The organism is Streptomyces synnematoformans (assembly GCF_039531005.1).
Lineage (GTDB): Bacteria > Actinomycetota > Actinomycetes > Streptomycetales > Streptomycetaceae > Streptomyces > Streptomyces synnematoformans.
In genome coordinates this window covers 1-25,020 of sequence record NZ_BAAAPF010000066.1, presented here as the reverse complement: position 1 = coordinate 25,020, position 25,020 = coordinate 1, and the positions used below count along the sequence as shown (strand labels likewise).

20 protein-coding genes and 1 tRNA gene are annotated in these 25,020 nt (G+C 72.3%); 17 read left to right on the top strand and 4 right to left on the bottom strand.

Going from position 1 to position 25,020, the window contains the following annotated elements; genetic code table 11:
- The 6 genes from ABD317_RS13370 to ABD317_RS13345 form a co-directional block, all read left to right on the top strand.
- Window positions 1-656: hypothetical protein (locus ABD317_RS13370; protein ID WP_344290139.1), on the top strand; the 656-nt coding region annotated here is incomplete at its 5' end.
- A 255-nt stretch (window positions 657-911) separates the two neighbouring features.
- The gene (locus tag ABD317_RS13365) at window positions 912-2,153 is read left to right on the top strand and encodes a branched-chain amino acid ABC transporter substrate-binding protein (protein ID WP_344290137.1); all 1,242 of its coding nucleotides are present in this window, start codon (window positions 912-914) and stop codon (window positions 2,151-2,153) included.
- 110 nt (window positions 2,154-2,263) lie between these two features.
- The gene (locus ABD317_RS13360; protein WP_027753625.1) at window positions 2,264-3,193 is read left to right on the top strand and encodes an ABC transporter permease subunit; all 930 of its coding nucleotides are present in this window, start codon (window positions 2,264-2,266) and stop codon (window positions 3,191-3,193) included.
- A 5-nt stretch (window positions 3,194-3,198) separates the two neighbouring features.
- Entirely contained in the window at window positions 3,199-4,989 is a 1,791-nt protein-coding gene (locus ABD317_RS13355) for a branched-chain amino acid ABC transporter permease (protein ID WP_344290135.1), read from the top strand.
- A 5-nt stretch (window positions 4,990-4,994) separates the two neighbouring features.
- Window positions 4,995-5,906, top strand: a complete 912-nt coding sequence (locus ABD317_RS13350; RefSeq protein WP_344290133.1) for an ABC transporter ATP-binding protein — start codon at window positions 4,995-4,997, stop codon at window positions 5,904-5,906.
- Window positions 5,903-6,619, top strand: coding sequence for an ATP-binding cassette domain-containing protein (locus ABD317_RS13345; protein ID WP_027753622.1), 717 nt, complete (start codon window positions 5,903-5,905; stop codon window positions 6,617-6,619). Before ABD317_RS13350 ends, ABD317_RS13345 begins: the two co-directional genes overlap by 4 nt.
- A gap of 94 nt (window positions 6,620-6,713) precedes the next feature.
- Here ABD317_RS13345 and ABD317_RS13340 read toward each other — a convergent pair whose 3' ends face one another.
- Complete coding sequence (locus ABD317_RS13340) at window positions 6,714-7,388, bottom strand: ANTAR domain-containing response regulator (RefSeq protein WP_344290131.1); 675 nt, start codon at window positions 7,386-7,388, stop codon at window positions 6,714-6,716.
- Between the two features lie 89 nt (window positions 7,389-7,477).
- Between ABD317_RS13340 and ABD317_RS13335 the strand changes: the two genes are divergently transcribed.
- From ABD317_RS13335 to ABD317_RS13325, 3 genes are all read left to right on the top strand, one after another.
- Window positions 7,478-7,550, top strand: a tRNA-Leu gene (locus ABD317_RS13335).
- Window positions 7,551-7,625: 75 nt separating this feature from the next.
- Window positions 7,626-8,408 (top strand): helix-turn-helix domain-containing protein, encoded by a 783-nt coding sequence (locus ABD317_RS13330; protein ID WP_344290129.1) that lies wholly within the window; start codon window positions 7,626-7,628, stop codon window positions 8,406-8,408.
- A 399-nt stretch (window positions 8,409-8,807) separates the two neighbouring features.
- A complete protein-coding gene (locus ABD317_RS13325) occupies window positions 8,808-10,229 on the top strand; it encodes a lytic transglycosylase domain-containing protein (RefSeq protein WP_425582356.1) in 1,422 nt (473 codons plus the stop codon).
- Between the two features lie 28 nt (window positions 10,230-10,257).
- Here the strand turns inward: ABD317_RS13325 and hrpB are convergent, their stop codons facing one another.
- Window positions 10,258-12,807: an ATP-dependent helicase HrpB gene (gene hrpB / locus ABD317_RS13320; RefSeq protein ID WP_344290125.1), complete on the bottom strand. Its 2,550-nt coding sequence runs from the start codon at window positions 12,805-12,807 to the stop codon at window positions 10,258-10,260.
- An 84-nt stretch (window positions 12,808-12,891) separates the two neighbouring features.
- A complete protein-coding gene (locus ABD317_RS13315; RefSeq protein WP_344290124.1) occupies window positions 12,892-13,767 on the bottom strand; it encodes a class I SAM-dependent methyltransferase in 876 nt (291 codons plus the stop codon).
- A 340-nt stretch (window positions 13,768-14,107) separates the two neighbouring features.
- Between ABD317_RS13315 and rpsA the strand changes: the two genes are divergently transcribed.
- The 4 genes from rpsA to ABD317_RS13295 all read left to right on the top strand — a co-directional run bounded on the left by rpsA (window position 14,108) and on the right by ABD317_RS13295 (window position 20,291).
- Complete coding sequence (gene rpsA / locus ABD317_RS13310; RefSeq protein ID WP_344290122.1) at window positions 14,108-15,601, top strand: 30S ribosomal protein S1; 1,494 nt, start codon at window positions 14,108-14,110, stop codon at window positions 15,599-15,601.
- A 200-nt stretch (window positions 15,602-15,801) separates the two neighbouring features.
- Window positions 15,802-17,001, top strand: a complete 1,200-nt coding sequence (locus tag ABD317_RS13305) for a sensor histidine kinase (RefSeq protein ID WP_344290120.1) — start codon at window positions 15,802-15,804, stop codon at window positions 16,999-17,001.
- Window positions 16,998-17,666 (top strand): response regulator, encoded by a 669-nt coding sequence (locus tag ABD317_RS13300; protein ID WP_344290118.1) that lies wholly within the window; start codon window positions 16,998-17,000, stop codon window positions 17,664-17,666. The genes ABD317_RS13305 and ABD317_RS13300 overlap by 4 nt, the downstream gene beginning before the upstream one ends.
- Before the next feature lie 378 nt (window positions 17,667-18,044).
- A complete protein-coding gene (locus ABD317_RS13295) occupies window positions 18,045-20,291 on the top strand; it encodes an MMPL family transporter (protein ID WP_344290116.1) in 2,247 nt (748 codons plus the stop codon).
- A 29-nt stretch (window positions 20,292-20,320) separates the two neighbouring features.
- Here ABD317_RS13295 and ABD317_RS13290 read toward each other — a convergent pair whose 3' ends face one another.
- Complete coding sequence (locus ABD317_RS13290; RefSeq protein WP_344290114.1) at window positions 20,321-21,553, bottom strand: ABC transporter substrate-binding protein; 1,233 nt, start codon at window positions 21,551-21,553, stop codon at window positions 20,321-20,323.
- A gap of 283 nt (window positions 21,554-21,836) precedes the next feature.
- Here ABD317_RS13290 and ABD317_RS13285 point away from each other — a divergent pair, with 283 nt between their 5' ends.
- From ABD317_RS13285 to ABD317_RS13270, 4 genes are all read left to right on the top strand, one after another.
- Complete coding sequence (locus ABD317_RS13285) at window positions 21,837-22,763, top strand: PAC2 family protein (RefSeq protein ID WP_037781573.1); 927 nt, start codon at window positions 21,837-21,839, stop codon at window positions 22,761-22,763.
- A gap of 118 nt (window positions 22,764-22,881) precedes the next feature.
- Window positions 22,882-23,502: a dephospho-CoA kinase gene (gene coaE, locus ABD317_RS13280; protein WP_344290111.1), complete on the top strand. Its 621-nt coding sequence runs from the start codon at window positions 22,882-22,884 to the stop codon at window positions 23,500-23,502.
- Window positions 23,503-23,591: 89 nt separating this feature from the next.
- Window positions 23,592-23,957: a tetratricopeptide repeat protein gene (locus ABD317_RS13275; protein WP_027753609.1), complete on the top strand. Its 366-nt coding sequence runs from the start codon at window positions 23,592-23,594 to the stop codon at window positions 23,955-23,957.
- An 88-nt stretch (window positions 23,958-24,045) separates the two neighbouring features.
- Window positions 24,046-24,720, top strand: coding sequence for a nitroreductase family protein (locus ABD317_RS13270; protein ID WP_344290108.1), 675 nt, complete (start codon window positions 24,046-24,048; stop codon window positions 24,718-24,720).
- Window positions 24,721-25,020: the final 300 nt, after the last annotated feature.

The following is a 25,020-nucleotide window of genomic DNA, read 5'->3' as shown; positions in this document are numbered from 1 at the left end:
CAGCGCGGCCCCACGCCCTTACCCTGTGCGCCATGAGCGCGCCCACCCGGCCGGAACCCGGCCCCGAACGGGACGCCGGGCCGCCCGCGGAGGTCCTCGGCGGCGGCTCCTCCGGGCCGCGCCTCCGCGAGCGCTGGACCGCGCTGCCCGCCCGGCTCCAGCGGCTCGCCGCCGCCGGGGCGGGCCTGGCCGCGCTGGCTGTCCTGGGCGCATACGCCCTGGCCACACGGCCGGGGCCGGCGCCGCCCGCGGCCGTGCCGTATCCGATCCACTCGACCGAATTCTCCTTTCTCGGGATAGAACCTCCTGAAGCGGGCGATAGCGGGTTCGATGCCCGGCTCACCGCCACCTCGAAGACCGGCGCCTCACTGGTGGGCGTCACCCAGGGCTACAGCGGCCTGAAACTGTCCGTCCACCCCGCGCTGCCCCTGCGGCTCCCCGCGGACCAACCCACCCGCGTCACCGTCAGGTTCAAGGTCGTCCGCTGCACCGGCCTCCCCCTCAACGCCGGCCTGCCCTCCCTGCACGTAACGCTGCGTAACACGCGCGCAATACAGGACTACAGCTCCATCCCCGGCGGCACCTACGCCGCAGAACTGTCCCGGGCGCTGCGTACGATATGCGAACCCGCCGCCGAAGCCGCTCCCGGCGCATAGGACACCAGCAGCAGCTTCACGCCCGTTCGGGCGTCCGGACTCGGCCGATCCGGCACAGACCACCCCCGCCGCGGCGGCCCGCGACTGTAAGGGTCATAACAAGAGAGTCACAGCATTGCCTGCACCTCTGCCCCCCCGCCCCGGGGCGGCTTAGAGTCACGCCCAGTCACCGCGCAGCAGGTCACCATCCGACGCCTGCCGCGTGCACCGGCCCACTCTGCGCAGTCGAGGCCGCGCCAGGGGAAAGGACTGATCGTGCGTCACCGTTCCTTGCTCATACTCACCACTGCGGTCACCGCAGGGGCTCTCACGCTGTCCGCTTGCGGCTCCCGCGACGACGACGGCGAAGACGGGGGCGGTGGCGGCGGAACGACCGTCGTCATCGGCCTCGACGCCCCGCTGACCGGCGACCTCTCGGCCCTCGGCATCGGCATCGAGAACTCCGCCGAGCTCGCCGTCAAGACGGCCAACGAGAACGAGGAGGTCGAGGGCGTCACGTTCGAACTCGAAGCCCTCGACGACGTCGCGCAGGCCCAGCAGGGCCAGCAGAACGCCACCAAGCTCGTCGGCAACGAAGACGTCATGGGCGTCGTCGGCCCCCTCAACTCCGACGTCGGCCAGTCCATGCAGAAGGTCTTCGCCGACGCCGACCTCGTCCAGGTCTCGCCCGCCAACACCAACCCCGCCCTGACCCAGGGCGAGAACTGGCAGTCCGGCGACAAGAACCGGCCCTTCGACACCTACTTCCGCACCTCCACCACGGACGCGATCCAGGGCCCGTTCGCCGCGCAGTACCTCTACAACGAAGAGAAGCTCACGAAGGTCTTCGTCATCGACGACAAGAAGACCTACGGCGCCGGCCTCGCCGGCACCTTCGCCAGGGAGTTCAAGAACCTCGGCGGCAAGGTCGTCGGCACCGACCACGTCAACCCCGACGACAAGGACTTCTCCGCCGTCGCCACCAAGGTGAAGAACTCCGGCGCCGACTTCGTCTACTACGGCGGCGAGTACCCCGCCGGCGCCCCGCTGGCCGCCCAGGTCAAGGAGACCGGCGCGAAGATCCCCACCGTCGGCGGCGACGCGCTGTTCAGCGGTGAGTACATCTCGCTGGCCAAGAAGAACGCCGAAGGCGACATCGCCAGCTCCGTGGGCGCCCCCCTTGAGCAGCTCGACACCGCCAAGCAGTTCATCAAGAACTACGAGGCGGCCGGCTACAAGGACGCCTACGAGGCCTACGGCGGCTACTCCTACGACTCCACCTGGGCGATCATCCAGGCCGTCAAGGCCGTCGTCGAGGAGAACGACGGCGAACTGCCCGGCGACACCGACGAAGCCCGCCTGGCCATCACCGAGGCCATGCAGGGCGTCTCCTTCGAGGGCGTGACCGGCAGCGTCGCCTTCGACGAGTACGGCGACACCACCAACAAGCAGCTGTCGCTGTACCAGGTCCAGGACGGCAAGCACGTTCCGCTGACCAGCGGCGAGTTCGAAGGCTGACCAGGGCGACCACCACCGCCCACTGATCACACACAGACCGCAAGCGGCGCGGGGGGCGCACACAGCGCCCCCCGCGCGGCCATATCTGACACCCACTCGGAGGCCCCGCGGTGAACGATCTGCCGCAGCAACTTGCCAACGGCCTGCTACTCGGCGCCTTGTACGGGCTCATCGCCATCGGTTACACGATGGTGTACGGCATAGTCCAGCTTCTCAACTTCGCCCACGGCGAGATATTCATGATCGGCGGCTTCGGCGCCCTGACGATGTGGCTGTGGATGCCCGACGGCACCAACCTCGCCGTCGCCCTGCCGCTGATGATCCTCATGGCCGTCGCCTGCTCCGTCCTCGTAGCCGTCGGCGCCGAGCGCTTCGCCTACCGTCCCCTGCGCGGCGCGCCCCGCCTCGCCCCCCTGATCACCGCCATCGGCCTGTCCATCGCCCTGCAGCAGGCCATCTGGGCCTGGTACCCCGACGCCACCAAGGCGCGGCCCTTCCCCGAGTTCACCGGCTCCCGGATCGAGCTGGGCAGCGTCTCCATCCAGCGCGGCGACCTCTACCTCCTCATCGCGGCCCCCGTCTGCATGATCGCCCTCGGCTTCTTCGTCTCCAAGACCCGCTCCGGCCGCGCCATGCAGGCCACCTCGCAGGACCCCGACACGGCCAAGCTCATGGGCATCAACACCGACCGCATCATCGTCATGGCCTTCGCCATCGGCGGCGCCTTCGCCGCCATCGCGGCCATCGCCCACGGACTGCGGTACGGCAACGTCGACTTCCGCATGGGGTTCATCGCCGGCCTCAAGGCGTTCACCGCCGCCGTACTCGGCGGCATCGGCAACATCTACGGGGCCATGATCGGCGGCATCGTCCTCGGCGTCGCCGAAGCCATGGCCACCGCGTACGTCGGGAACATCCCGGGCATGGAGCAGTTCGGCGGCGGCTCGTGGAAGGACGTGTGGGCCTTCGTGCTGCTGATCCTCGTCCTGCTCTTGCGACCTCAGGGTCTCCTGGGCGAACGAGTATCGGACAGGGCGTGAGAACCATGACCACCACCACGAAGACCACCGCGCCCGCCCCCACCGGCGGCACCCTGCCCCTGCCTCCCGGCATCGCCCGGCTGCTCGCCTTCGGCGGCGCCGCAGGCACCCTCCTGTCCACCTTCCTCTCGTGGACCTACACGGAGGAGTTCCCGGGCAACCTCACCGTCTACGGATACCCCGGCGGCCTGCAGCTCCTCACCCTCACCGGCGCACTACTCACCCTCGCCTTCCTGCTCTCCGGACAGGGACTGCGCGGACTGCGCTGGCTCACCCCCGGCGGGCCCAACAGCGCCGTACGACTGCTCGCGCTCGGCACCCTCGGCGTCACCGGCTACACCATCGGCGCCATCATCAAGAACCTCGGCGGCCTCATCAACGTCGACCCCGGCGGCTACATCGCCGTCACCATGGCGCTGATCGGCGCCGTCGGCGCCCTCGGACTGCCCTCGGACGTCCCCCAGGACGCCGACCACCCGCCGGCCAACCCCTGGGAACAACTCGTCCACTCGCTGAAGGCACCCGCCCCCGGACGGCTCAAGGACCACCCCGGCTGGGTGGAGATCCTCATCATCTCCACCGCCTTCGCCCTCGGCCTCTACCTCTTCACCTTCGGCATCGACACCGACTACCCCGAACTCTTCGTCGGCTTCATGGTGCTCGTCGCCTTCCTGTTCCCCGCCCTCGGCCGCGCCGGCCTCACCGGACAACTGGGCCAGCTCACCGCCAAACACCGAAACGTCACCGTGACCGCGGCCTTCGTCGCCGCGTTCGTCTTCCCCTTCACCCAGAGCAACGACGCCTACGCCACCATCGGCACCAACATCCTCATCTTCGCCACCGTCGCCCTCGGCCTCAACGTCGTCGTCGGCCTCGCGGGCCTCCTCGACCTCGGATACGTCGCCTTCCTCGGCGTCGGCGCCTACACCGCCGCACTCGTCTCCGGGGCACCCACCTCCAGCATCGGGGTCACCTTCCCCTTCTGGGCCGCCGTGCTCACCGGCGCCGTCGCATCGCTCATCTTCGGCGTACTCATCGGCGCCCCCACGCTCCGGCTCCGCGGCGACTACCTCGCCATCGTCACCCTCGGCTTCGGCGAAATCTTCCGCATCGGCGTACAGAACCTCGACGGAACCTCCGGGCCCGACATCACCAACGGACCCAACGGCATCCCCAACATCCCGGAAGTGGAAATCCTCGGCTTCAACCTCGGCGAAGAACACACCATCCTCGGGTTCGAGCTGGGCCGGTTCTCCAACTACTTCCTGCTCATGCTGGTGTGCACCATCATCGTCGTCACCATCTTCCGGCGTGCGGACCAGTCACGCATCGGCCGCGCCTGGGTCGCCATCCGCGAGGACGAAACCGCCGCCCGCGCCATGGGCATCAACGCCTTCCGGCTCAAACTCCTCGCCTTCGCACTCGGCGCCACCCTCGCCGGCGTCGCCGGCACCGTGCAGGCACACGTGCAGTACACCGTCACCCCCGAGCAGTACCAGTTCGTCGAAGCCGTACCGCCGAACTCCGCCTTCCTGCTCGCCGCCGTCATCCTCGGCGGCATGGGCACCGTCAGCGGACCGCTCATCGGCGCGGCGCTGCTCTACCTCATCCCCGCCAAACTGCAGTTCGTACAGGAATACCAACTGCTCCTCTTCGGTCTGGCGCTCGTCCTGCTCATGCGCTTCCGCCCCGAAGGCCTCATCGCCGATCGCCGCAAGCAACTCGAATTCCACGACACCGGCCAACTCGACGTGCCCAAGGAAGATACCGGCCTCAACGACAAGGTGGGGGTGTGACACCGATGGCCAGCGACACCATCCCCGCCAAGGGAACGGAAGCCGCGGCCGACGTCCTCGACGCCCGGGGCGTCACCATGCGCTTCGGCGGCCTCACCGCCGTACGCGACGTCGACCTCACCGTCGCCCAGGGCGAAATCGTCGGCCTCATCGGCCCCAACGGCGCCGGCAAGACCACGCTCTTCAACTGCATGACCGGGCTCTACACCCCCACAGAAGGCACGGTCAGCTACAAAGGCACCGTCCTGCCCAACCGCTCCCACGAGGTCACCAAGGCAGGCATCGCCCGCACCTTCCAGAACATCCGGCTCTTCGCCAACATGACGGTCCTCGAAAACGTCCTCGTCGGACGCCACACCCGCACCCGCGAAGGACTCTGGTCCGCCCTCCTGCGCGGCCCCGGCTTCAAACGCGCGGAAGCAACCTCCGAGGCACGCGCCATGGAACTGCTGGAGTTCACGGGGCTCGCCGCCAAACGCGACCACCTCGCCCGCAACCTCCCCTACGGCGAGCAACGCAAGCTCGAAATCGCCCGGGCCCTGGCCAGCCAACCCGGACTCCTGCTCCTCGACGAGCCGACCGCCGGCATGAACCCGCAGGAGACCCGGGCCACCCGCGAACTCGTCTTCGCAGTCCGCGACCAGGGCATCTCCGTCCTCGTCATCGAACACGACATGCGGTTCATCTTCGGGCTCTGCGACCGCGTCGCCGTCCTCGTCCAGGGGGAGAAACTCGTCGAAGGCACCCCCGACGTCGTCCAGAGCGACGACCGCGTCGTCGCCGCATACCTCGGAACGCCCTTCGAAGGCGTCCCCGAGGACGAGGCCGTCGACGAGGTCGCCGCCGCCGAGAACGCCGCCGCGAAGACCGCTCGAAGCGGCAGCACCACCGAGACGAACAAGGAGGGCGACGCGTGACCGCGCTACTCCAGGTCGAAGACCTCAAAGTCGCCTACGGCAAGATCGAAGCCGTCAAAGGCATCTCGTTCACCGTCCAGCAGGGCGAAGTCGTCACCCTGATCGGCACCAACGGCGCCGGCAAGACCACCACCCTGCGCACCCTCTCCGGGCTGCTCAAACCCGCCGGCGGCAAGATCTTCTTCGACGGCACCCCGCTCAACGGCATCGGCGCCCACAAGGTCGTCGCCATGGGCCTCGCCCACTCCCCGGAAGGCCGCCGGCTCTTCCCCCGGCTCACCATCACGGAGAACCTCCAACTCGGCGCCTTCCTCCGAAAAGACCCGGACGGCGTCCAGCAGGACATCAACATGTGCTACGACCTGTTCCCCATCCTGGGCGAACGGCGCAAACAGGCCGCAGGCACCCTCTCCGGCGGCGAACAGCAAATGCTCGCCATGGGCCGAGCACTCATGTCCCGCCCCAAACTGCTCATGCTCGACGAACCCTCCATGGGCCTCTCGCCGATCATGATGCAGAAGATCATGGAGACCATCCGGGAACTCAAGGCCCAGGGCACCACCATCCTCCTCGTCGAACAGAACGCCCAGGCCGCACTCTCCATCGCCAACCACGGACACGTGATGGAAGTCGGCAAGATCGTCCTGTCCGGCACCGGGGAAGAACTCCTCCACGACGAATCCGTCCGGAAGGCCTACCTCGGCGAGGACTGACAGGGCGCCCGTAGGCACGCACGCCCGCACAGACGGCAGCGGCCCGCGCCCCGGGGAGGGGGGCGCGGGCCGACTGCCGTTCCGGCGCGGGGGACTAACCCTGCTTCTTCTTCGCCTTCTTCTCCGCGTCGTCCTCGATGACCGCCTCCGCCACCTGCTGCATCGACAGCCGTCGATCCATCGACGTCTTCTGAATCCACCGGAACGCCGCCGGCTCCGACAGCCCGTACTCCGTCTGCAGAACGCTCTTCGCCCGATCCACCAGCTTCCGCGTCTCCAGCCGCTGCGAGAGATCCGCGACCTCACTCTCCAGCGTCCGCAGCTCCGTGTAACGCGAGACCGCCATCTCGATCGCCGGCACCACGTCACCCTTGCTGAACGGCTTCACCAGATACGCCATGGCCCCGGCGTCCCGCGCCCGCTCGACCAGCTCACGCTGCGAGAACGCGGTCAGCATCAGCACCGGGGCGATCGAGTCGGCGGCGATCTGCTCGGCGGCGGAGATGCCGTCGAGCACCGGCATCTTCACATCCAGGATCACCAGATCCGGCCGGTGCTCCCGCGCCAACCGCACCGCGGTCTCCCCGTCCCCCGCCTCCCCGACGACGGTGTACCCCTCCTCCTCCAGCATCTCCTTCAGATCGAGCCGGATCAGCGCCTCGTCCTCGGCGATGACCACCCGGGTGGTCTGCGGCGGCACGTGCTCGTCGCCTCCGGCGCTGACGGCGGCGACGTCCTCCGGGGGTTCTGGGGTCTCGGGGGCGCTCACGGTGCTCCTCGGGGTGTTGCCTGGCTGCGGTAGGGGCACCCACGAGGGTACCGACCTCTTGTAAGCTAGGCGTCGCCGCACTCCGGTATGCCCCGGTAGCCCAGAGGTAGAGGCCCGGTGCTCAAACCACCGACAGCGTGGGTTCGAATCCCACCCGGGGCACTTGATCTTCATACGATCCGGTGATCGGCTGCGGTTCCCCCTCGTGTGACCCCCAGCTGGAGCACGCTCGTGTGCGTGTACGACATTCATACGCGCAAGCGCGCACTGGCCCTGGTTGCCGAGGGACGTAGCCAGAACGCCGTCAGTAAGGAGTTGGGGGTGTCCCGGGCGTCGATCCGCAGCTGGCTCGTACGGCTCGAACCGCTCCCCTCCGTAGTTAAGCGGGGGCAGTGTGTGCGCTGCCAGCCGCAGCCTGGGGCCCCTTCGGCTCCTGAGTCGTACGCGTACCTGCTCGGGTTGTACCTGGGTGACGGGTGCGTCAGCCGCCAGCACCGTGGTAACTACTCCCTGCGCATCGCCTGTGCGGACGCGTGGCCGGGGCTTATCGACGCATGTGTCGATGCCATCCGTGCAGTCCGGCCCGAGAACAGTGTCTGCCGTGTGCAATGCCAGGGGTACGTGGCTGTCACCGGCTGGAGCATCCACTGGCCGTGCCTGTTACCCCAGCACGGCGCGGGCAAGAAGCACGAGCGGCGGATCACGACCGAGACGTGGCAGCAGGAGATCCTGGACCGGTACCCCTGGCCGTTCATCCGCGGGCTGATCCACTCCGACGGATGCCGGATCACGAACTGGACCACTCGCCTGGTCGCCGGGCGGCGCAAACGCTACGAGTACCCGCGCTATTTCTTCACCAACAAGTCCGGCGACATCAGCAAGCTGTTCACCGACGCCCTCGACCGGGTCGGGGTCGAGTGGACGCACGGCAGACAGCGGACTCGCAGTGTCAAGAACATCTCCGTCGCCAGGCGCGCCTCCGTCGCCCTCATGGACGTGCACGTCGGGCCCAAGTACTGACCCGTCGCACCCTCCGCGTTTCGGTGTCCTAGGGGCGTACGGGCGGCGTGTCACCGTTCATCCACAGGCGGTAGAACGCGGCATCAACTTGACGTATGGTCGCGAGCATTGCTGTGCGGGGGAGCCTGCAGACCTACGGGAGGGGACGGCTAGGCGATGTCTGCGCCGACGCGACGACGACTGCGCAAGGGTGCGATGACCGCGGCGGTGGCCGCCGCGGCGATGGCTGCGTTGACCGCGTCTCAGGCGCCGGGTCTCTCGGTGGGGCCGGAGGAGGCTCCGGGGAAGAGTGCTCCTGACCAGGCGCCGGGGGGCGGGGAGGACTCGATCACGGGTGGTTCCCCCTACTACACGGACCTGCCGCCGTTGGAGAGTGCCAACCCCTCGCCCGGTGGTGATCTGGAGGACGAGGCCGACGAGTCCGGTATTCCGGCGACGGTGCTGGACGCGTACAAGCAGGCCGAGGCGCGGCTGGCGCGCAGTAATCCCGGCTGCAACCTGGAGTGGGAGCTGCTGGCGGCCATCGGCCGGGTGGAGTCGGGGCACGCGCGTGGCGGTGACGTGACCGCGGACGGTACGACGCGCAATCCGATCCTGGGTCCGGTGCTGAACGGGAACGGGTTCGCGAAGATCACGGATACCGACGGCGGCGAGTACGACGGGGACACCGGCTTCGACCGGGCTGTCGGTCCGATGCAGTTCATTCCCTCGACGTGGGCCACCTGGGGCAGCGACGGCAACGACGACGGGGAGCGGGACCCGGACAACGTCTACGACGCGGCGCTCGCCGCGGGGCGGTATCTGTGTGCGGGCGGGCGTGATCTGTCTTCGCAGTCGGATCTGGAAGCGGCGATTCTCGGGTACAACCAGTCGGAGTCGTATCTCCGTACGGTGCTGACCTGGTACGACTTCTACAAGGAGGGCGGCGCCGAGTCGGTGCCGGACGGTTCGGGTGCCGATCCGGGGGACCGCAGTGACGGCATCAACACGCCGAGTCCGTCGCCGAGCCCCTCGGACAGCGGCAGGCCGGGCAAGGGCGGCGGCGACGACGGCAACAAGAGCGGCGACAAGGGCGGCGGTAAGGACGACGGCAAAGACGACGACCCGGGTCCCGGTGAGCCCTCGCCGCCGGATGATGAGGACGACGACCCGGGTGAGCCGGTTCCGACGATCGCGGATCTGCGGGTGGCGAGTCCGCAGTCGTCGACCGCGTACACGGGTGCTGACTTCGCCGAGCGCCCGAAGGTGCGGGCGGTGACGTCGCGTGGTGCCGGGGTGTCGGCGAAGACGGTGACGTTCACCATTCGGGGTCAGACGGGTGCGGTGTTCGCCGGCGGGGAGAAGTCCGCGTCGGTGACCACGGACAGTTCGGGTTATGCGACGGCGCCGGTGGTGCGTGCGGGTCAGCTGGCCGGGGACTTCACGATTCGTGCGTCGGTGGGCAGCGGGGTGAGCCCGGTGGACTTCGCGGCGGCGGTGGAGGCGTCGTACGGGCTGGTCCGGATCGGTGATGCGGCGCTGACGGCGGCGGCGGGCGGCGAGTTCGGTGCCGTTGAGGCCAAGGTGACGTATCGGGGCGGTCCCGCCGTGGAGGCGCCGGTGACGGCGGCGATGGTCACGGAGGCCGGTGAGCCGAACGGCGAGGGGCCGTACTTCGCGGATGCCGAGGGCGATCCCGTCCGGAAGCTGAACCTGACGACGGATGCCGACGGGAAGGTGACGTTGCCGCCCATCCATGCGGGTGACGTGGCGGGGACGTATCTGCTGCGGCTGACGACGAGCGAGGGCGTGGAGCTGACGCTGGAGCTGACGGTCGAGTAGGGGCTTGTTCTGCCCGCACGGACGCCGGTCACCGGTCGGCGTCCGTGCGGCGTTTCGTGTGGCGTGCGGGCGTGGCGGTGGCGGGGTCTGCGGGCCAGGGGTGTTTCGGGTAGCGGCCGCGGAGTTCGGCGCGGACGGCGGGGTAGCCGTGCTGCCAGAAGGACGGCAGGTCGGCGGTGACGGCGGCCGGGCGTCCGGCGGGGGACAGCAGGTGGACGAGGAGCGGTACGCGGCCGTCGGCGATGTGCGGGGTCTGGTCGAGGCCGAAGAGTTCCTGGAGTTTGACGGCGAGTACGGGTTGTTCGGGGTTGTCGTAGTCGACGCGGATGCGGGAGCCGCTGGGGACGGTGAGGCGTTCGGGGGCGAGTTCGTCGAGCCGGGCGGCTTCGCCGCGGGTCCAGGGGAGGAGTCCTTGGAGTACGCGGCGGGCGTCGATGCGGTGGGGGTCGTCGTCGAGCCAGTCGTCGGCGTGGGCGAGGAGTGCGTCGTCGGTCACGTCGGGCCAGGGGTCGCCGACCGCGTGGTGGAGGAAGGCGAGGCGGCGGCGGAGTGCGCGGGCGGCGTCGGTCCAGTGGAGGAGGGCGGTGCCTTCGCGGCGGAGTCCGTCGAGGCGGGCGGCGCGGAGGCGCGCGGGGTCGGGGTGGGGGAGGGGCCGGGTGCGGAGTTCCACGGCGCCGAGGCGGGTGACGCGGCGTGCGACTGCTTGGTGTCTTTCGGTGGACCAGGTGACTTCTTCTTCTGTGCCGAGGAGTGTTTCGGCGGCGTGCAGGGCGGTGTCCTCGTCGAGGGGGGCGCCGAGCCGGAGGCGGGCGTGGGTGGCGCCGACGGGGCGGTCGGCGATGGCGACGGCGAGCCAGGGCTGTCCGCGGAGGGCGGATTCGGGGGCGGTTTCGACGCGTGTTCCGGACGCCATGAGGTAGGACTCCTCGCTGCGTCTGCGGGCGACGCGCTCCGGGTAGGCGAGGGCGGCGACGAGTCCGGCGACGGCGTCGTCGCCGGGGGCGGTGCTGCCGGCGGGGGGTGGGGCGGTGTCGTCGGGTGTCTGGAGGGCGCGGCGCAGGCGTTGTGCTTCGCGGCGCCAGCGGGGGGCGTAGGCGTCGCGGTTGCGGCGGGCGTGGCGCCAGGCGGTGGCGAGGTCGTCGCCGTAGGAGCGGGGCGGCTCTTCGCTGAGGAGGGCGACGGCTTCGGCGGCTGCGCGGGGGCCGGCGTGGGCGGCGGCGTCGAGGAGTGCGCGGCCGAGGCGGGGGTGGAGGCCGAGTCCGGCGAGGCGGGTGCCGCGGGGTGTGGGGCGGCCGGTGGTGTCGAGGGCGCCGATGGCGCGCAGGACGTCGTGGGCGGCGGCCATGGCGCCGGGCGGCGGGGTGTCGAGGAGTGCGAGTCCGGTGGCGTGGGGGTCGCCCCAGCAGGCGGCCTGGAGGGCGAAGGCGGCGAGGTCGGCGACGGCGATCTCGGGTGCGGGGTGCCGGGGGAGCCGGCTGTTCTCGGCCTCTGACCAGCAGCGCAGTGCGAGTCCGGGGGCTTCTCGCCCGGCGCGGCCGAGCCGTTGGGCGGCGGTGGCCGCGGACACCCGTACGGTGGTGAGCGCTCCGAGGCCGCGGGCGTGGTCGGTGCGGGGTTCGCGGGTGAGGCCGCTGTCGACGACGGTGCGTACGCCGGGGACGGTCAGGCTCGACTCGGCCACCGAGGTGGAGAGGATGACCCGCCGCTCGCCGGGGGCGCTGCCGCGGAGCACGGCGTTCTGCACGTCGGCCGGTGCTTGCCCGTGCAGCTGCAGGATTTCCGCGTGTGCGCCAGTCAGGAGTCCGGCGACGCGGGCGATCTCGCCGACGCCGGGTAGGAAGCACAGCACGTCTCCTTCGGGCCGGCGGAGTGCTTCGCGTACGACGTCGGCGATGTGGGCGAGGAGTGCGGGGTCGACGCGGGTGCCGTGTGCGGGGCGTATGCCGGGGGGTGGCGGGCGGTAGGCGGTGGCCACGGGGTGCATGGTGCCTTCGCCGTGTACGACGGGGGCGGGGGCGGTGTCGTCGGGGCCGGTGAGGAGCTGTGCCCAGGCGTGGGTGTCGGAGGTCGCGGAGGCGGCGACGAGGCGCAGTTCGGGGCGGAGGGTGGCGCGTACGTCGATGAGGAAGGCGAGGGCGGTGTCGGCGTCGAGGTGCCGTTCGTGGCATTCGTCGAGCAGGACGGTGTCGACGGCGGCCAGTTCGGGGTCGTGCTGGAGGCGTTGGAGGAGGACGCCGGTGGTGACGACTTCGACGCGGGTGCGGGGTCCGGTGCGGCGTTCGCCGCGGACGGTGTAGCCGACCCGGTCGCCGGGTTCCTCGCCGAGCAGCCAGGCCATCCGCCGGGCGGCGGCCCGGGCGGCCATGCGGCGCGGTTCGGCGACGAGCACCCGGCGGGGCGGGGCGCCGGGGGCGGTGCCGGGGGTGAGGCCGGCGAGGGCGAGGGGGACGAGGGTGGTCTTGCCGGTGCCGGGGGGCGCCGCGAGTACGGCGGTGCCGGGGCCGTCGAGGGCGGCGCGGAGTGCGGGCAGTGCGTGCCGTACGGGCAGGGCGTCGAGGGCGTCGGTGCGGAGGGCCACGGTGGCCAGTGTGCTACGGGGTGTGTGTCCGGCGGCGGCCGTCCCCCGTTTCGGGTCGGCTGCCGGTCGGGGCCTCGCGGCGGGTCAGGCGGCTTCGCAGACGAAGATCGCCGTGCCGGGGATGAGGTGGCCGCGCAGCGGGGACCAGCCGCCCCATTCCTGGTCGTGCCATTCGGGCCATTCGGGTTCGACGAGGTCGAGCAGCCGGAAGCCGCCGGCGACCACGTCGCGGACCCGGTCGCCGAGTGTCCGGTGGTGCTCGACGTAGACGGCGCGGCCGTCCTCGTCCTGTTCGACGTAGGGCGTGCGGTCGAAGTACGAGGCGGCGACCGAGAGCCCTTCGGGGCCGGGTTCGTCGGGGAAGGCCCAGCGTACGGGGTGGGTGACGGAGAAGACCCACCGTCCGCCCGGTCGCAGCACCCGTCTGACCTCCCGTATGACCGCGGCCGGGTCGGCGACGAACGGGACGGCGCCGTATGCGGAGCAGGCCAGGTCGAAGGCCCCGTCGCGGAACGGCAGCGCGGCGGCGTCGGCCTGGAGGAGCGGGAACGGTGCCGTGCCGCCACCGCCTGCGGCCGCGCCGCGGGCGTGCTGCAGCTGCCGGTACGAGAGGTCCAGGGCCACCGGCCGGGCGCCCTCCGCCGCGAGCCAGCGGGCGCACTGCGCCGCGCCCGCGCCCACTTCCAGCACCGCGCGTCCCGCCAGCGAGCCCGCGGGGCCGAGGAGCCGGGCCTCCGCCTCGTCCAGCCCTTCGGGGCCCCAGACGAAGCGGGCGCCGACCGCGCCGCCGAGGAAGCCGCCGTGTTCGCGCTGGTAGTCGTCGGCGTTGCGGTCCCACCAGCCGCGGCTGGCCTGCCGGGTTTCCCGCGCGGGCACGCGGCGTCGGGTAGCCTCTGCCGCAACATCCGCATCAGCGGTCTCGTGGGCTCCGTCGCGTCTGTTCTCGTGTTCGTGGACCATCGGCCGGACCCGTCGTACTCTCTTCCCGGTACGCGCGAGAGTGACGAAGCGCCACTACTGCCGGGTATGGGGCGGCATGCCCCAGGTGCACTCTTCGCGCATTGACCATGCCCGGCTGCCCCCGTATGCTACAAGTTGCGCTGCGGGCCTGCGTGCCTCGGACGGAGCAGGCCGCGCTCGCATCTGTTGTATGTCCCCTCGGTTCACGAGGCGCTGCCGGACTCCCCGGGGGGAGTGCGGGAAAGCGCCTCTCAGGCTGTCCGGCTTCGGCGGTGCGATCACAGGGCTCTCGGCGTGGAGTGACGACGACTCAATTGCCCGTACCGGAGCCCAATCCCACATGACGAGCAGCACCGAGAACACCGCGGCGGCCACTGAGCAGGTTGCGGTCAACGACATCGGTTCCGAGGAAGCCTTCCTCGCCGCGATCGACGAGACGATCAAGTACTTCAACGACGGCGACATCGTCGACGGCGTCATCGTGAAGGTCGACCGGGACGAGGTCCTGCTCGACATCGGCTACAAGACCGAGGGTGTCATCCCTTCGCGGGAACTCTCGATCAAGCACGACGTCGACCCGAACGAGGTCGTCGCCGTCGGCGACGAGATCGAGGCCCTTGTGCTCCAGAAGGAGGACAAGGAAGGCCGGCTGATCCTCTCGAAGAAGCGCGCGCAGTACGAGCGCGCGTGGGGCACCATCGAGAAGATCAAGGAAGAGGACGGCATCGTCACCGGTACCGTCATCGAGGTCGTCAAGGGCGGTCTCATCCTCGACATCGGCCTGCGGGGCTTCCTGCCCGCATCGCTGGTCGAGATGCGCCGTGTACGCGACCTGCAGCCCTACGTCGGCAAGGAGCTCGAAGCCAAGATCATCGAGCTGGACAAGAACCGGAACAACGTGGTTCTGTCCCGCCGTGCCTGGCTGGAGCAGACCCAGTCGGAGGTCCGCCAGACCTTCCTCACCACCCTGCAGAAGGGTCAGGTGCGGTCGGGTGTGGTCTCCTCGATCGTCAACTTCGGCGCCTTCGTGGACCTGGGCGGTGTGGACGGCCTGGTGCACGTGTCCGAGCTGTCCTGGAAGCACATCGACCACCCCTCCGAGGTCGTCGAGGTCGGCCAGGAGGTCACGGTCGAGGTGCTGGACGTCGACATGGACCGCGAGCGCGTCTCGCTGTCGCTGAAGGCGACCCAGGAAGACCCGTGGCAGCAGTTCGCCCGCACGCACCAGATCGGTCAGGTCGTGCCCGGCAAGGTCACGAAGCTGGTGCCGTTCGGCGCGTTCGTCCGTGTCGACGAGGGGATCGAGGGCCTGGTCCACATCTCCGAGCTGGCCGAGCGGCACGTGGAGATCCCGGAGCAGGTCGTCCAGGTCGGCGACGAGATCTTCGTCAAGGTCATCGACATCGACCTGGAGCGTCGTCGCATCAGCCTCTCGCTGAAGCAGGCGAACGAGACCTTCGGGCCGGACCCGATGGCCGTCGACTTCGACCCGACGCTCTACGGCATGGCCGCCTCGTACGACGACCAGGGCAACTACATCTACCCCGAGGGCTTCGACCCGGAGACCAACGAGTGGCTCGACGGGTACGAGAAGCAGCGCGAGGAGTGGGAGGGCCAGTACGCCGAGGCCCACGCCCGCTTCGAGCAGCACCAGGCGCAGGTCGTCAAGTCCCGCGAGGCCGACGCGCAGGCGGCGGCCGAGGCGGGCGAGGCGGCGCCGGCACCGGCCGGCGGCGGTTCGTACTCCTCCGAGGGCGCCGACGACTCCGGCGCGCTGGCCTCGGACGAGGCGCTGGCGGCGCTCCGCGAGAAGCTGGCCGGCGGCCAGAGCTGAGCCGACCGCGGTCGCGTGGCGTAGCGGCCGGGTCACGGCGGTACCGACGGAAGCCCGTCGTCCCCTGCGGGGGGCGGCGGGCTTCCGCCTTCCGAACCCGCCGCCCGGTGGTTTTGGGCCGGGGCCGCCGGGGCCGCCGGGGCGCGTAGGGGCGCGGCCGGCGCGCCCGGGCCGCGGGCACGGGCGCGTACGCTGGGGCCATGCCCCTGCCCGTACGCCGTTTCCGCCTGCCGCAGGGCCGCGCGGCGGACGCCGCCCTCGCGGCCGGGGCGGGCGTGCTGGTGGCGCTGAGCAGCCTGCACGCGTTCGTGGGCGACCGGCGGGAGTCGTGGGCGACGACGGCGCTGGGGTGGGTGCTGATCGCACTGGCCTGCGGGGCGCTGTACTTCGCCCGCCGTCATCCCCTCGCCGTGGGCGTGTTCGTCCTTCCGGTCGTCAGCATCTACTACGTGAGCAGCGTGCACGACGGCGGGTTGTTCATCGTGCTGGTCATCGCGCTGTACGCCGTGGCCGCCTCGGGGCGGCTGCGCGCGGCGGCGGCGCTGGGCGGGCTGGCCGTCGCCGGCAGCACGGCCGGGACGCTGTCGGGCAACGACGACATCAACGGCGCCGCGCTGTTCATGCTCACCGGCTGGGTCGTCGCGGTTGTGGTGCTGGGTGCCATGTGGCACGGGCGGCGGGCGCACGTCGAGAACGAGGCGCGTCGGCGCGCAACCGAGGAACGGCTGCGTATCGCACGCGAGTTGCACGATGTCATCGGGCACAACATCTCGCTCATCAACGTCCAGTCCGGCGCGGCGCTGCACCGGCTGAAGAAGATCGACGCCCCGGACCCGGCCGCCGCCGACGCCCTGGCCACCATCAAGGAGACCAGCCGGGAGACGCTGCGCGATCTGCGCACCACCCTGGGGGTGCTGCGGCACGTCGACGAGGGGGCGCCCACGGCGCCCGTGCCGGGGCTGGCGCGCCTCGGTGAGCTGACCGAGCGGACGGCGGACACGGCGGGGCTGCGGGTGCGGACGGTGGTGGCGGGTGCGCGGCGGGCGCTGCCGGCGGAGCTGGACCTGGCCGCGTACCGTGTCGTGCAGGAGTCGCTGACGAACGTCGCGCGGCATGCGCGGGGGGCCACGTCGGTGACCGTACGGCTGGACTACGGTGAGCGTGAGCTGCGGCTGGAGGTCGAGGACGACGGGCGGGGCGGGGCCGTCCCGGGCGCCGGTGACGCCCGGGACGGGGCCGGTGGCGGGCTGGCCGGCGGCGTCGGCGGCAGCGGGATCGACGGCATGCGGGAGCGGGCGCGGGCGGTCGGCGGTGAGTTGGCCGCGGGGCCGCGGCCCGGCGGCACCGGCTTCGTCGTCACCGCCCGGCTGCCCTACGGAACGGAGCACGCGCAGACATGATCAGGGTCCTGCTCGCGGACGACCAGAAGCTGGTGCGGGCCGGCTTCCGCTCGATACTGGCGGACGAGGACGACCTCGACGTGGTCGGGGAGGCGAGCGACGGCGACCAGGCGGTCGCCGCGTGCCGCGAACTGCGCCCCGACGTCGTGCTGATGGACGTCCGGATGCCGGGCACCGACGGGCTGGAGGCCGCCCGGCGGATCGCCGCGGACGAGCGGCTGGCGGGCGTACGGGTCGTCATCCTGACGACGTTCGACCTCGACGACTACGTGTACGGGGCGCTGCGCGCCGGCGCGGCCGGGTTCCTGGTCAAGGACACCGAGCCGGAGGAACTCGTGCACGCGGTGCGGGTGGCCGCGCGCGGCGACGCGCTGATCAGCCCGTCGGTGACGCGGCGGCTGATCGCCGAGTTCGCCGGGCGGGTGAAGGCGCCGGAGCCCAGCCCGCGGCTGAACGCGCTGACGGAGCGGGAGGCCGAGGTGATGGAGCTGGTGGCGGCGGGGCTGACGAACGACGAGATCGCGGTGCGGCTGGTGCTGAGCCCGGCGACGGCGAAGACGCACGTGAGCCGGATCATGACGAAGCTGGGGGTGCGGGACCGGGCGCAGCTGGTGGTGCTGGCGTACGAGTCGGGGATGGTGCGGCCGGGGTGGCTGGGGCCCTGAGCGGAGGGCGCGGTGCCGGCGGTGTCGTCTGCTCCGCCCGCGGGCGGGCGGTGTCCGGGGAGCACGTCGATGTCGGCGGGGCGGCCTACCCTGGGGCGGGGGGGCGGGTGTGCGGTGAACGGGTGAACGGGTGAACGGGTGTAAGGGTGAGGGGGCGCGGAGTGCGGGCGGCGCCGGGGGCGCGGTGAGGGCTCCGGTGGGGGCAGCGGCGGGGCCCGTAGGGGTGTCGCGGGGGGTCACCTAGGGGGTCGGGGCGGGTTCGGGGGCCGGTCGCAACCCGGGTCGTACGGGTCGGGGGAGGGGCGCAACCAGCGGGGTAGGGAGGGTGTCCGCGTGCGGGCGACGCGCCCGCCGCGGGCGGCACCGCACGGTGGTGCCATGTCCGCACAGAGCGCAGTTCCACCGTCCGCAGCCACCGATGTACGCGCCGGGCTGTTCGCCCGGCTCGCCGACTGGTCGCGCCGGCGCCGCCGGCTCGCGATCCTGCTCTGGCTCGCCGTCCTCCTCGGCGTCACCGCCGCCGCCCAGGGCGCCGGCAGCAGCTGGCGCAACGACTTCTCCCTCCCCGGCACCGACTCCCAGGCCGCCACCGACCTGCTGGAGCGGCACGGCTCCGCGCAGGCCGGCGACAGCGTGGAGATCGTGTTCAAGGACGAGCGGGGGATGCGCGCCGCGGGCACCGAGCAGGACGTCGAGCGCATGCTGGAGCAGGTGCGCGCGCTGCCGAGCGTCGTGGACGTGCGCAGCCCGTACGCCGACGGCGGCGCCGCCGTCTCCGAGGGCGGCGACATCGCGTACGCCACCGTCACCCTCGACGGCAAGGCGGAGACCGTGCCGAAGGGCGACGTCCAGGAGATCATCGACACCGCGCAGCGGGCCGGGAGCGACGCGCTGCAGGTCGAGCTGGGCGGCGAGGCCGTGCGCAGCGCCGAGGAGGGGGGCGGCGGTGCCGCCGAGGGCGCGGGCATGCTCGCCGCGCTGGTGATCCTCGTGCTGCTCTTCGGCTCGCTGGTGGCCGCCGCCGTGCCGCTGGTCACCGCGCTGTTCGCGGTCGGTACCGCCATCGGCCTGATCACCCTGGCCGGGCACGCGTTCACCGTCGCCGACTTCACCCCGCCGATCATGATGCTCGTCGGCCTCGGCGTCGGCGTCGACTACGCCCTGCTGATCTTCTACCGGTACCGCCACGAGCTGATCCGCGGCGCCGACCGCGACGGCGCGTCGCGCATCGCGCTGGACGCCGCCGGGCGCACCGTCTTCTTCGCCGGCTGCACCGTCATCGTCGCCCTCCTCGGCCTGGTCGCACTCGGCCTCGGCTCGCTGCAGGGTGTGGCGCTCGCGGTGGCGCTGACCGTGCTGGTCACCATGGCCGCGTCGCTGGTGCTGCTGCCCGCGCTGCTGAGCGTGTTCGGCCGGCGCATCCAGCGGCACGTGCTGCGCCATCACGAGAAGCGGGCGGCGAAGGGCCGGGTCGAGGGCAGCCGCTGGCGCGCCCTGGCCGCCGCCGTGCAGCGCCGTCCGCTGCCCGCGCTGGTCGCCGCCCTGGTCGCGCTGCTGGCGCTGTCGGCGCCCGCGCTCGGCATGCGGCTCGGCTTCGCCGACGCCGGGAACGACGCACCATCCACCACCAGCAGGCAGGCGTACGACCTGCTCGCCGAGGGCTTCGGGCCCGGCTTCAACGGCCCGCTGGTCGTCGTCGCCCAGGGCGGCGCGGGCGCCGGCGGGGAGGGCGCCGGCGCGGCCGGTGAGCGGGCGCAGGAGCGGATTTCGCAGCTCGGCGGCGTCGCCGCGACGACCCCGCCGCTGCCGTCCGAGGACGGCGAGGTCGCCACCGTCATCGTCTATCCCGAGTCGGCGCCGCAGGACTCCGCGACCGCGGACCTCGTCCACGACCTGCGCGACGAGGTGCTGCCGCCGCTGTCGGCGCAGACGGGCGCCGAGTACCTGGTCGGCGGCTCGACCGCGGCCGCCCAGGACTTCTCCGACACCGTCGCCGACCGGATGCCGCTGTTCGTCACCCTGGTCGTCGGGCTGTCGACGCTGCTGCTGATGGTGGTGTTCCGCTCGCTGTGGATCCCCCTCAAGGCCGCCGTGCTGAACCTGCTGTCCATCGGCGCCGCGCTCGGCGTGATCACGCTGGTGTTCCAGGAGGGCTGGTTCGGCGTGCAGCCGGGGCCCATCGAGGCGTTCATCCCCGTGATGATCTTCGCGATCGTGTTCGGGCTCTCCATGGACTACGAGGTCTTCCTCGTCTCCCGGATGCACGAGGAGTGGGGGCGGACGAAGGACGCGGCGCACGCGGTGCGCGAGGGCCTGGCCGTCACCGGGCAGGTGATCACGGCGGCGGCGCTGATCATGATCGTGGTGTTCGGGGCGTTCATCCTCAGCCCGGAGCGGATGCTGCAGCAGTTCGGCCTGGGGCTGGCGGTGGCGATCCTGCTGGACGCCCTGGTGATCCGCTGCCTGATCGTGCCCGCGGTGATGCAGCTGCTCGGCCGGCACGCCTGGTGGCTGCCCGGGCCGCTGGGCAGGGTGCTGCCGAAGGTGGCGCTGGAGCGTCCCGAGGAGCCCGCGGCGTCCGCGGAGCCGGAGCGGTCCGCGCAGCGGGGCGCCGGGGTCCGGTAGGCCGGGGGAGCCGGGTGCGGGCGGCAGGCTCAGCGGCGCTTCTCCGCCTCCTGCCGCCACTTCCCGTCCACCCGGCGGTCGAGCCACACCACCGGGTGCGCCTCGGCCCCCGACAGCCGCTTCCACCGGCCGCCGAGCGCCCCGCGCACCGGCACCGTCGGCAGCGCCTCGGCCAGCGCCGCGCGGGCCATGTCCGGCTCGTCGCTGCTGCGGTCCTCGGCGGAGACGGTGTCCCAGGCGGAGAGCAGGGCGCGGGCGGCGTCGTAGGTCTCGACGGCGTACGGGCGGACGGCCAGGTCGGCGCCGAGGGTGCGGCGCACGGCGGCGCGGCGGGCGGCGTCGGGGTCCAGCCGGATGTCGTAGTGGCCGCGGACGGTCAGCCAGCCGTCCGGCACGGAGAAGTCCGGGTCGGCGGCGGCGTTGCGCCCGGTGCACGACGGCGCGGTCGGGTCCCACATCGCCTTCACCCCGTCGAACCCGCTGTCCTCCACCTCCTCCAGCCACTTCGCCAGGTGCCGCGCCCCGCCCTCCAGGAACACCGCGTCCGGCCGGAACCGGCCGATGCCGTCGGCCAGCGTCCCCGTGCCGTCGGCGCGTACCTCGACGCCGGCCGTGCGCAGCCGGGCGACCAGGGCCCGGGTGGGGTCGGCGGCGGTGTCACCGTGGACGTAGACCTTGCGGACACCGGGCGTGGCGGCGAGGTGCCGGGCCATGACGACGCCCATGTCGCCGGTGGAGGCGGAGGAGCGCAGCTCGCCCGTGTCGGCGTAGCGGGGCTCGGGGCGGGAGCCGGCGCCGTCGTGGCGGCAGGCGCGTACGACCGGCAGGCGGAAGGACGTCAGGCCGCTCGCCGGCAGCCGCAGGGTGTGGTCGCCGCCGACGACCCCGGTCAGGCCCGGCTCCACCGCCAGCCAGCGCGCCACCAGCCGGCGGTTCCCCGGCTCGGCGGACTCCTTGTAGGCGGTGAGGTCCGCGACGCCCAGCGGCGGCGCCGCCACGGAGCCGGTGGCGCCCTCGCCGCCGTGGTCGGCGAGCGCCCGGGTGACGCTCCGGGCCAGGACCGTGTCCCGGCCGCCGCCCGGGTCGGCGTCCCCGAGGGCGCCGATGCGGTACACGCCGGTGAAGGCGGCGGCTGTGGTGGCGTCCGGCGACGGGCCGCCGGGCGGCCCCAGCCCGGAGCCGCCGGGCCATGCGGACACGATGATGCTCGCGATCACCAGAATGCCGGCACCGATCGCGGCGAGCGTCAGAGAGCGCGACACCCGGCGCCGGCCCCCGCGCCGGGGCCGTAGCGGCTCCCGCAACCCGCCGCGCCCGCCCGGGACTTCGCCTCCCGGCCCCTCCTCAGGCACGACGACCCCCTCCTTCCGCGGGAAAGGACGCAATCGGCCGCGCCGGGGTTCCGTCGTCGACCACGTTGATCCAGATTGATCCAGCCGGTGTCCCGGCGGCGGGCAGCGGCGCCGGCCGGCCGCACGGCGGCGGCGCGCACAATCCGTTCGCGTCACCGGGAATCACCGCGGGCACGCGGGGTGTTACCCGTTCATGAGCATGTACGAATGGGACCCCAGCGGGCTCGCGGCCGTCGACGCGGTGCTGGAGCACGACTCGGCGGGGCTGACCCTGCTCTACCACCTCGAGGGCTTCATCGACGCCGGCGAGACCGGCGGGCAGATCACCGAGCGGCTGCTCGACGACCTGCCGCACGAGGTCGTCGCCCGCTTCGACCACGACCGGCTCGTCGACTACCGTGCGCGCCGCCCCCTCATGACCTTCCGCCGCGACCACTGGGCCGCCTACGACGTCCCCACGCTCGAACTGCACCTCGTGCGCGACGCGACCGCCAGCCCGTTCCTGCTGCTGTCCGGCCCCGAGCCCGACGTGGAGTGGGAGCGCTTCGCCGAGGCCGTGCGCGAGATCGTCGAGCGGCTGAACGTGCGCCTGGCGGTCAACTTCCACGGCGTCCCCATGGGCGTGCCGCACACCCGCCCGGTGGGCCTCACCCCGCACGGGAACCGCATCGACCTGGTGCCCGGCCACCGCAGCGTCTTCGACGAGGCCCAGGTCCCCGGCAGCGCCGACGCGCTGCTGGAGTACCGGCTCGGCGAGGCCGGGCACGACGTCCTCGGCGTCGCCGCGCACGTCCCGCACTACCTGGCCCGTACCCCGTACCCGGACGCGGCGCTGACGGTCCTGGAGTCGATCACCTCGGCGACCGGCCTCGTCCTCCCGGGCGTCGCGCACGCGCTGCGCTCCGAGGCGCTGAAGGTGCAGAACGAGATCGAGCGCCAGGTCGACGAGGGCGACGAGGAACTGGTGGGCATGGTCCGCGGGCTTGAGCACCAGTACGACGCCCTGGCCGGCGGCGAGGACCGGGAGAACCTGATGGCCGAGCCCGCCGAGCTGCCCTCGGCGGACGAGCTGGGCAGCGCCTTCGAGCAGTTCCTCGCCGAGCGCGAGGAGGGCGACTGACGCGCGCACGCCGCGGGGCCCGGAGCACGGGCGGCACACCCCCGCCCCTGCCGCGTACGCCCCGGCCGCGGGTGTGCCCCGCCCCCGCCCGCGGGGGCGGGCGGCCTAGGGTGAGCCCATGCTGACGGTGGGACTGACCGGCGGGATCGGCGCCGGCAAGAGCGCGGTGGCGGAGCTGCTGGCCTCGTACGGAGCGGTGATCGTCGACTCCGACGCGATCGCCCGCGAGGTGGTGGAGCCCGGGACGCCCGGGCTGGCCGCGGTCGTCGCGGAGTTCGGGCAGGAGGTGCTCGCCGCCGACGGGGGCCTGGACCGGGCCAGGCTCGGCGGCATCGTCTTCGCCGACGACGAGCGGCGCCGGGCCCTGAACGCGATCGTCCACCCCCTGGTGCGCGAGCGCTCCGCCGCCCTGCAGGCGGCGGCGGGCCCGGACGCGATCGTCGTGAACGACGTGCCGCTGCTCACCGAGAACGGACTCGCCGGGCTCTACGACGTCGTCGTGGTCGTCGACGCCGCGCCCGCCACCCGGCTGGACCGGCTGGTGCGGCTGCGCGGCATGGCCGAGGACGAGGCGCGCGCCCGCATGGCGGCGCAGGCCACGCGCGAGGAGCGGCTCGCGGTCGCCGACATCGTCGTCGACAACGACGGGACGCCGGAGGAACTGGCGCGGCGGGTGCGCGAGGTCTGGCAGGAACTGGTGGCGCGCACGGGGGTCAGGGGGCGGAATAGCGGGGCATGATCCCGTGTTGGGAGGCCAGTCGCCTCCCGACGGGGGACGGGGGAGGCGAAGAGCCGGAGCAGACGGAGAAGTCGAGGAAGGAGTCCGCCGTGGCCGAGCGCAGCCCGGAGACCGACGTCGTCGACTACCGGGCGGCCGAGCAACTGCTCGCCGCCCGCGATCCCAGCGGCGCGGTCCAACTGCTCGACCCGCTGGTCGAGGCCCACCCCGAGAAGGTCTCGCCGCGGCTGCTGCGCGCCCGCGCGTACTTCATGAGCGCCCGCCTGCGCGCCGCGGAGGCCGACTTCCGCACCGTCGTCGAGCGGGAGCCGGACAACGCCTACGCGCACTTCGCGCTGGCCCGGACGCTGGAGCGCGCCGGAGGCGATCCGGACGAGGTGCGCAGGCACTTCCGGCTGGCGGCGGCGCTCGACCCGCGGCCGGACTTCGTGGACGCGGCGGGCTTCGAGGAGTAGCCGCGCCGCCCGCCGGGGCGCGGCCGGGGGCGCACCGGGGCCGTGTCAGGTCTGGTCCAAGCCCGCCGGGCCGTGTTGTGCTGGCCCGATGACGACCTCGCAGCCGTATCCGGCCCCGTATCCCACCGTCCCGTACGAGCCGCTCGGCGTGCCGGCGCCGGACGCGGCGGTGCGCAGCCGCGCCTTCCACGACGCCATGACCCGCCGCCGCACCGTGCGGGACTTCTCCCCGCGCCCAATCCCGGACGGCGTCCTGGAATGGGCGATCCGCACCGCCGCCACCGCGCCCAGCGGCGCCAACGTGCAGCCCTGGCGCTTCGTCGTCGTCACCGACCCGGACCGCAAGCGACGGCTGCGGGAGGCGGCGGAGGAGTCGGAGCGGGAGTTCTACGACCGCCGGGCCTCGCCGGAGTGGCTGGCGGCGCTGGCGCCGCTGGGCACGGACTGGCACAAGCCGTTCCTGGAGGCGGCGCCCGCGGTGATCGTCGTCTTCGAGGTGCACAAGGGGCCGCAGAGCCCGCGCCCGTACTACACGAAGGAGTCGGTCGGCATCGCCGTCGGCTTCCTCCTCGCGTCGCTGCACCAGGCGGGGCTCGCGACGCTGACGCACACGCCGAGCCCGATGCGGTTCCTGGGGGAGGTGTGCGAGCGGCCGGAGGAGGAGCGGGCGGCGTACGTGATCCCGGTCGGCTACCCGGCGGACGGGGCGCGGGTACCCGACATCCGGCGCAAGGACCTGGACGACGTGCTGATCCGGCTCTGACCCGCCGGGCCGCCGCCCGCCGCCGGCCCCGGGGCGGGTGCCGAAACCGCCGGGACGTGCCGACCCGTTGACCGCGTGACCCGGCGCGCATACTCTGATGCGCGCATGCTGGTAAGCGCTTTCTAGTCGGACGTGTCAGACGCGGGAGAGGCGGTTGTGCGCATGAACGGCAGGCACGAGACAGACCACGGAGCCGACCGGACGGGCGGGCCGCCGCGGCCGCTGAACAGCTCGATGGGACGGCGCGCGCTGCTCGCCGGGGTCCTCGGCGCCGGCACCGCCGCCGGGCTCGGCGGCGCG

Excerpts from the sequence above, each read along its gene's own strand:
- ABD317_RS13355 (WP_344290135.1), top strand. The coding sequence starts at position 3,199 with ATGACCACCACCACGAAGACCACCGCGCCCGCCCCCACCGGCGGCACC.
- ABD317_RS13350 (WP_344290133.1), top strand. The coding sequence starts at position 4,995 with ATGGCCAGCGACACCATCCCCGCCAAGGGAACGGAAGCCGCGGCCGAC.
- ABD317_RS13315 (WP_344290124.1), bottom strand. The coding sequence starts at position 13,767 with ATGGTCCACGAACACGAGAACAGACGCGACGGAGCCCACGAGACCGCT.
- rpsA (WP_344290122.1), top strand. The coding sequence starts at position 14,108 with ATGACGAGCAGCACCGAGAACACCGCGGCGGCCACTGAGCAGGTTGCG.
- ABD317_RS13305 (WP_344290120.1), top strand. The coding sequence starts at position 15,802 with ATGCCCCTGCCCGTACGCCGTTTCCGCCTGCCGCAGGGCCGCGCGGCG.
- ABD317_RS13300 (WP_344290118.1), top strand. The coding sequence starts at position 16,998 with ATGATCAGGGTCCTGCTCGCGGACGACCAGAAGCTGGTGCGGGCCGGC.
- ABD317_RS13295 (WP_344290116.1), top strand. The coding sequence starts at position 18,045 with ATGTCCGCACAGAGCGCAGTTCCACCGTCCGCAGCCACCGATGTACGC.
- ABD317_RS13285 (WP_037781573.1), top strand. The coding sequence starts at position 21,837 with ATGAGCATGTACGAATGGGACCCCAGCGGGCTCGCGGCCGTCGACGCG.
- coaE (WP_344290111.1), top strand. The coding sequence starts at position 22,882 with ATGCTGACGGTGGGACTGACCGGCGGGATCGGCGCCGGCAAGAGCGCG.
- ABD317_RS13270 (WP_344290108.1), top strand. The coding sequence starts at position 24,046 with ATGACGACCTCGCAGCCGTATCCGGCCCCGTATCCCACCGTCCCGTAC.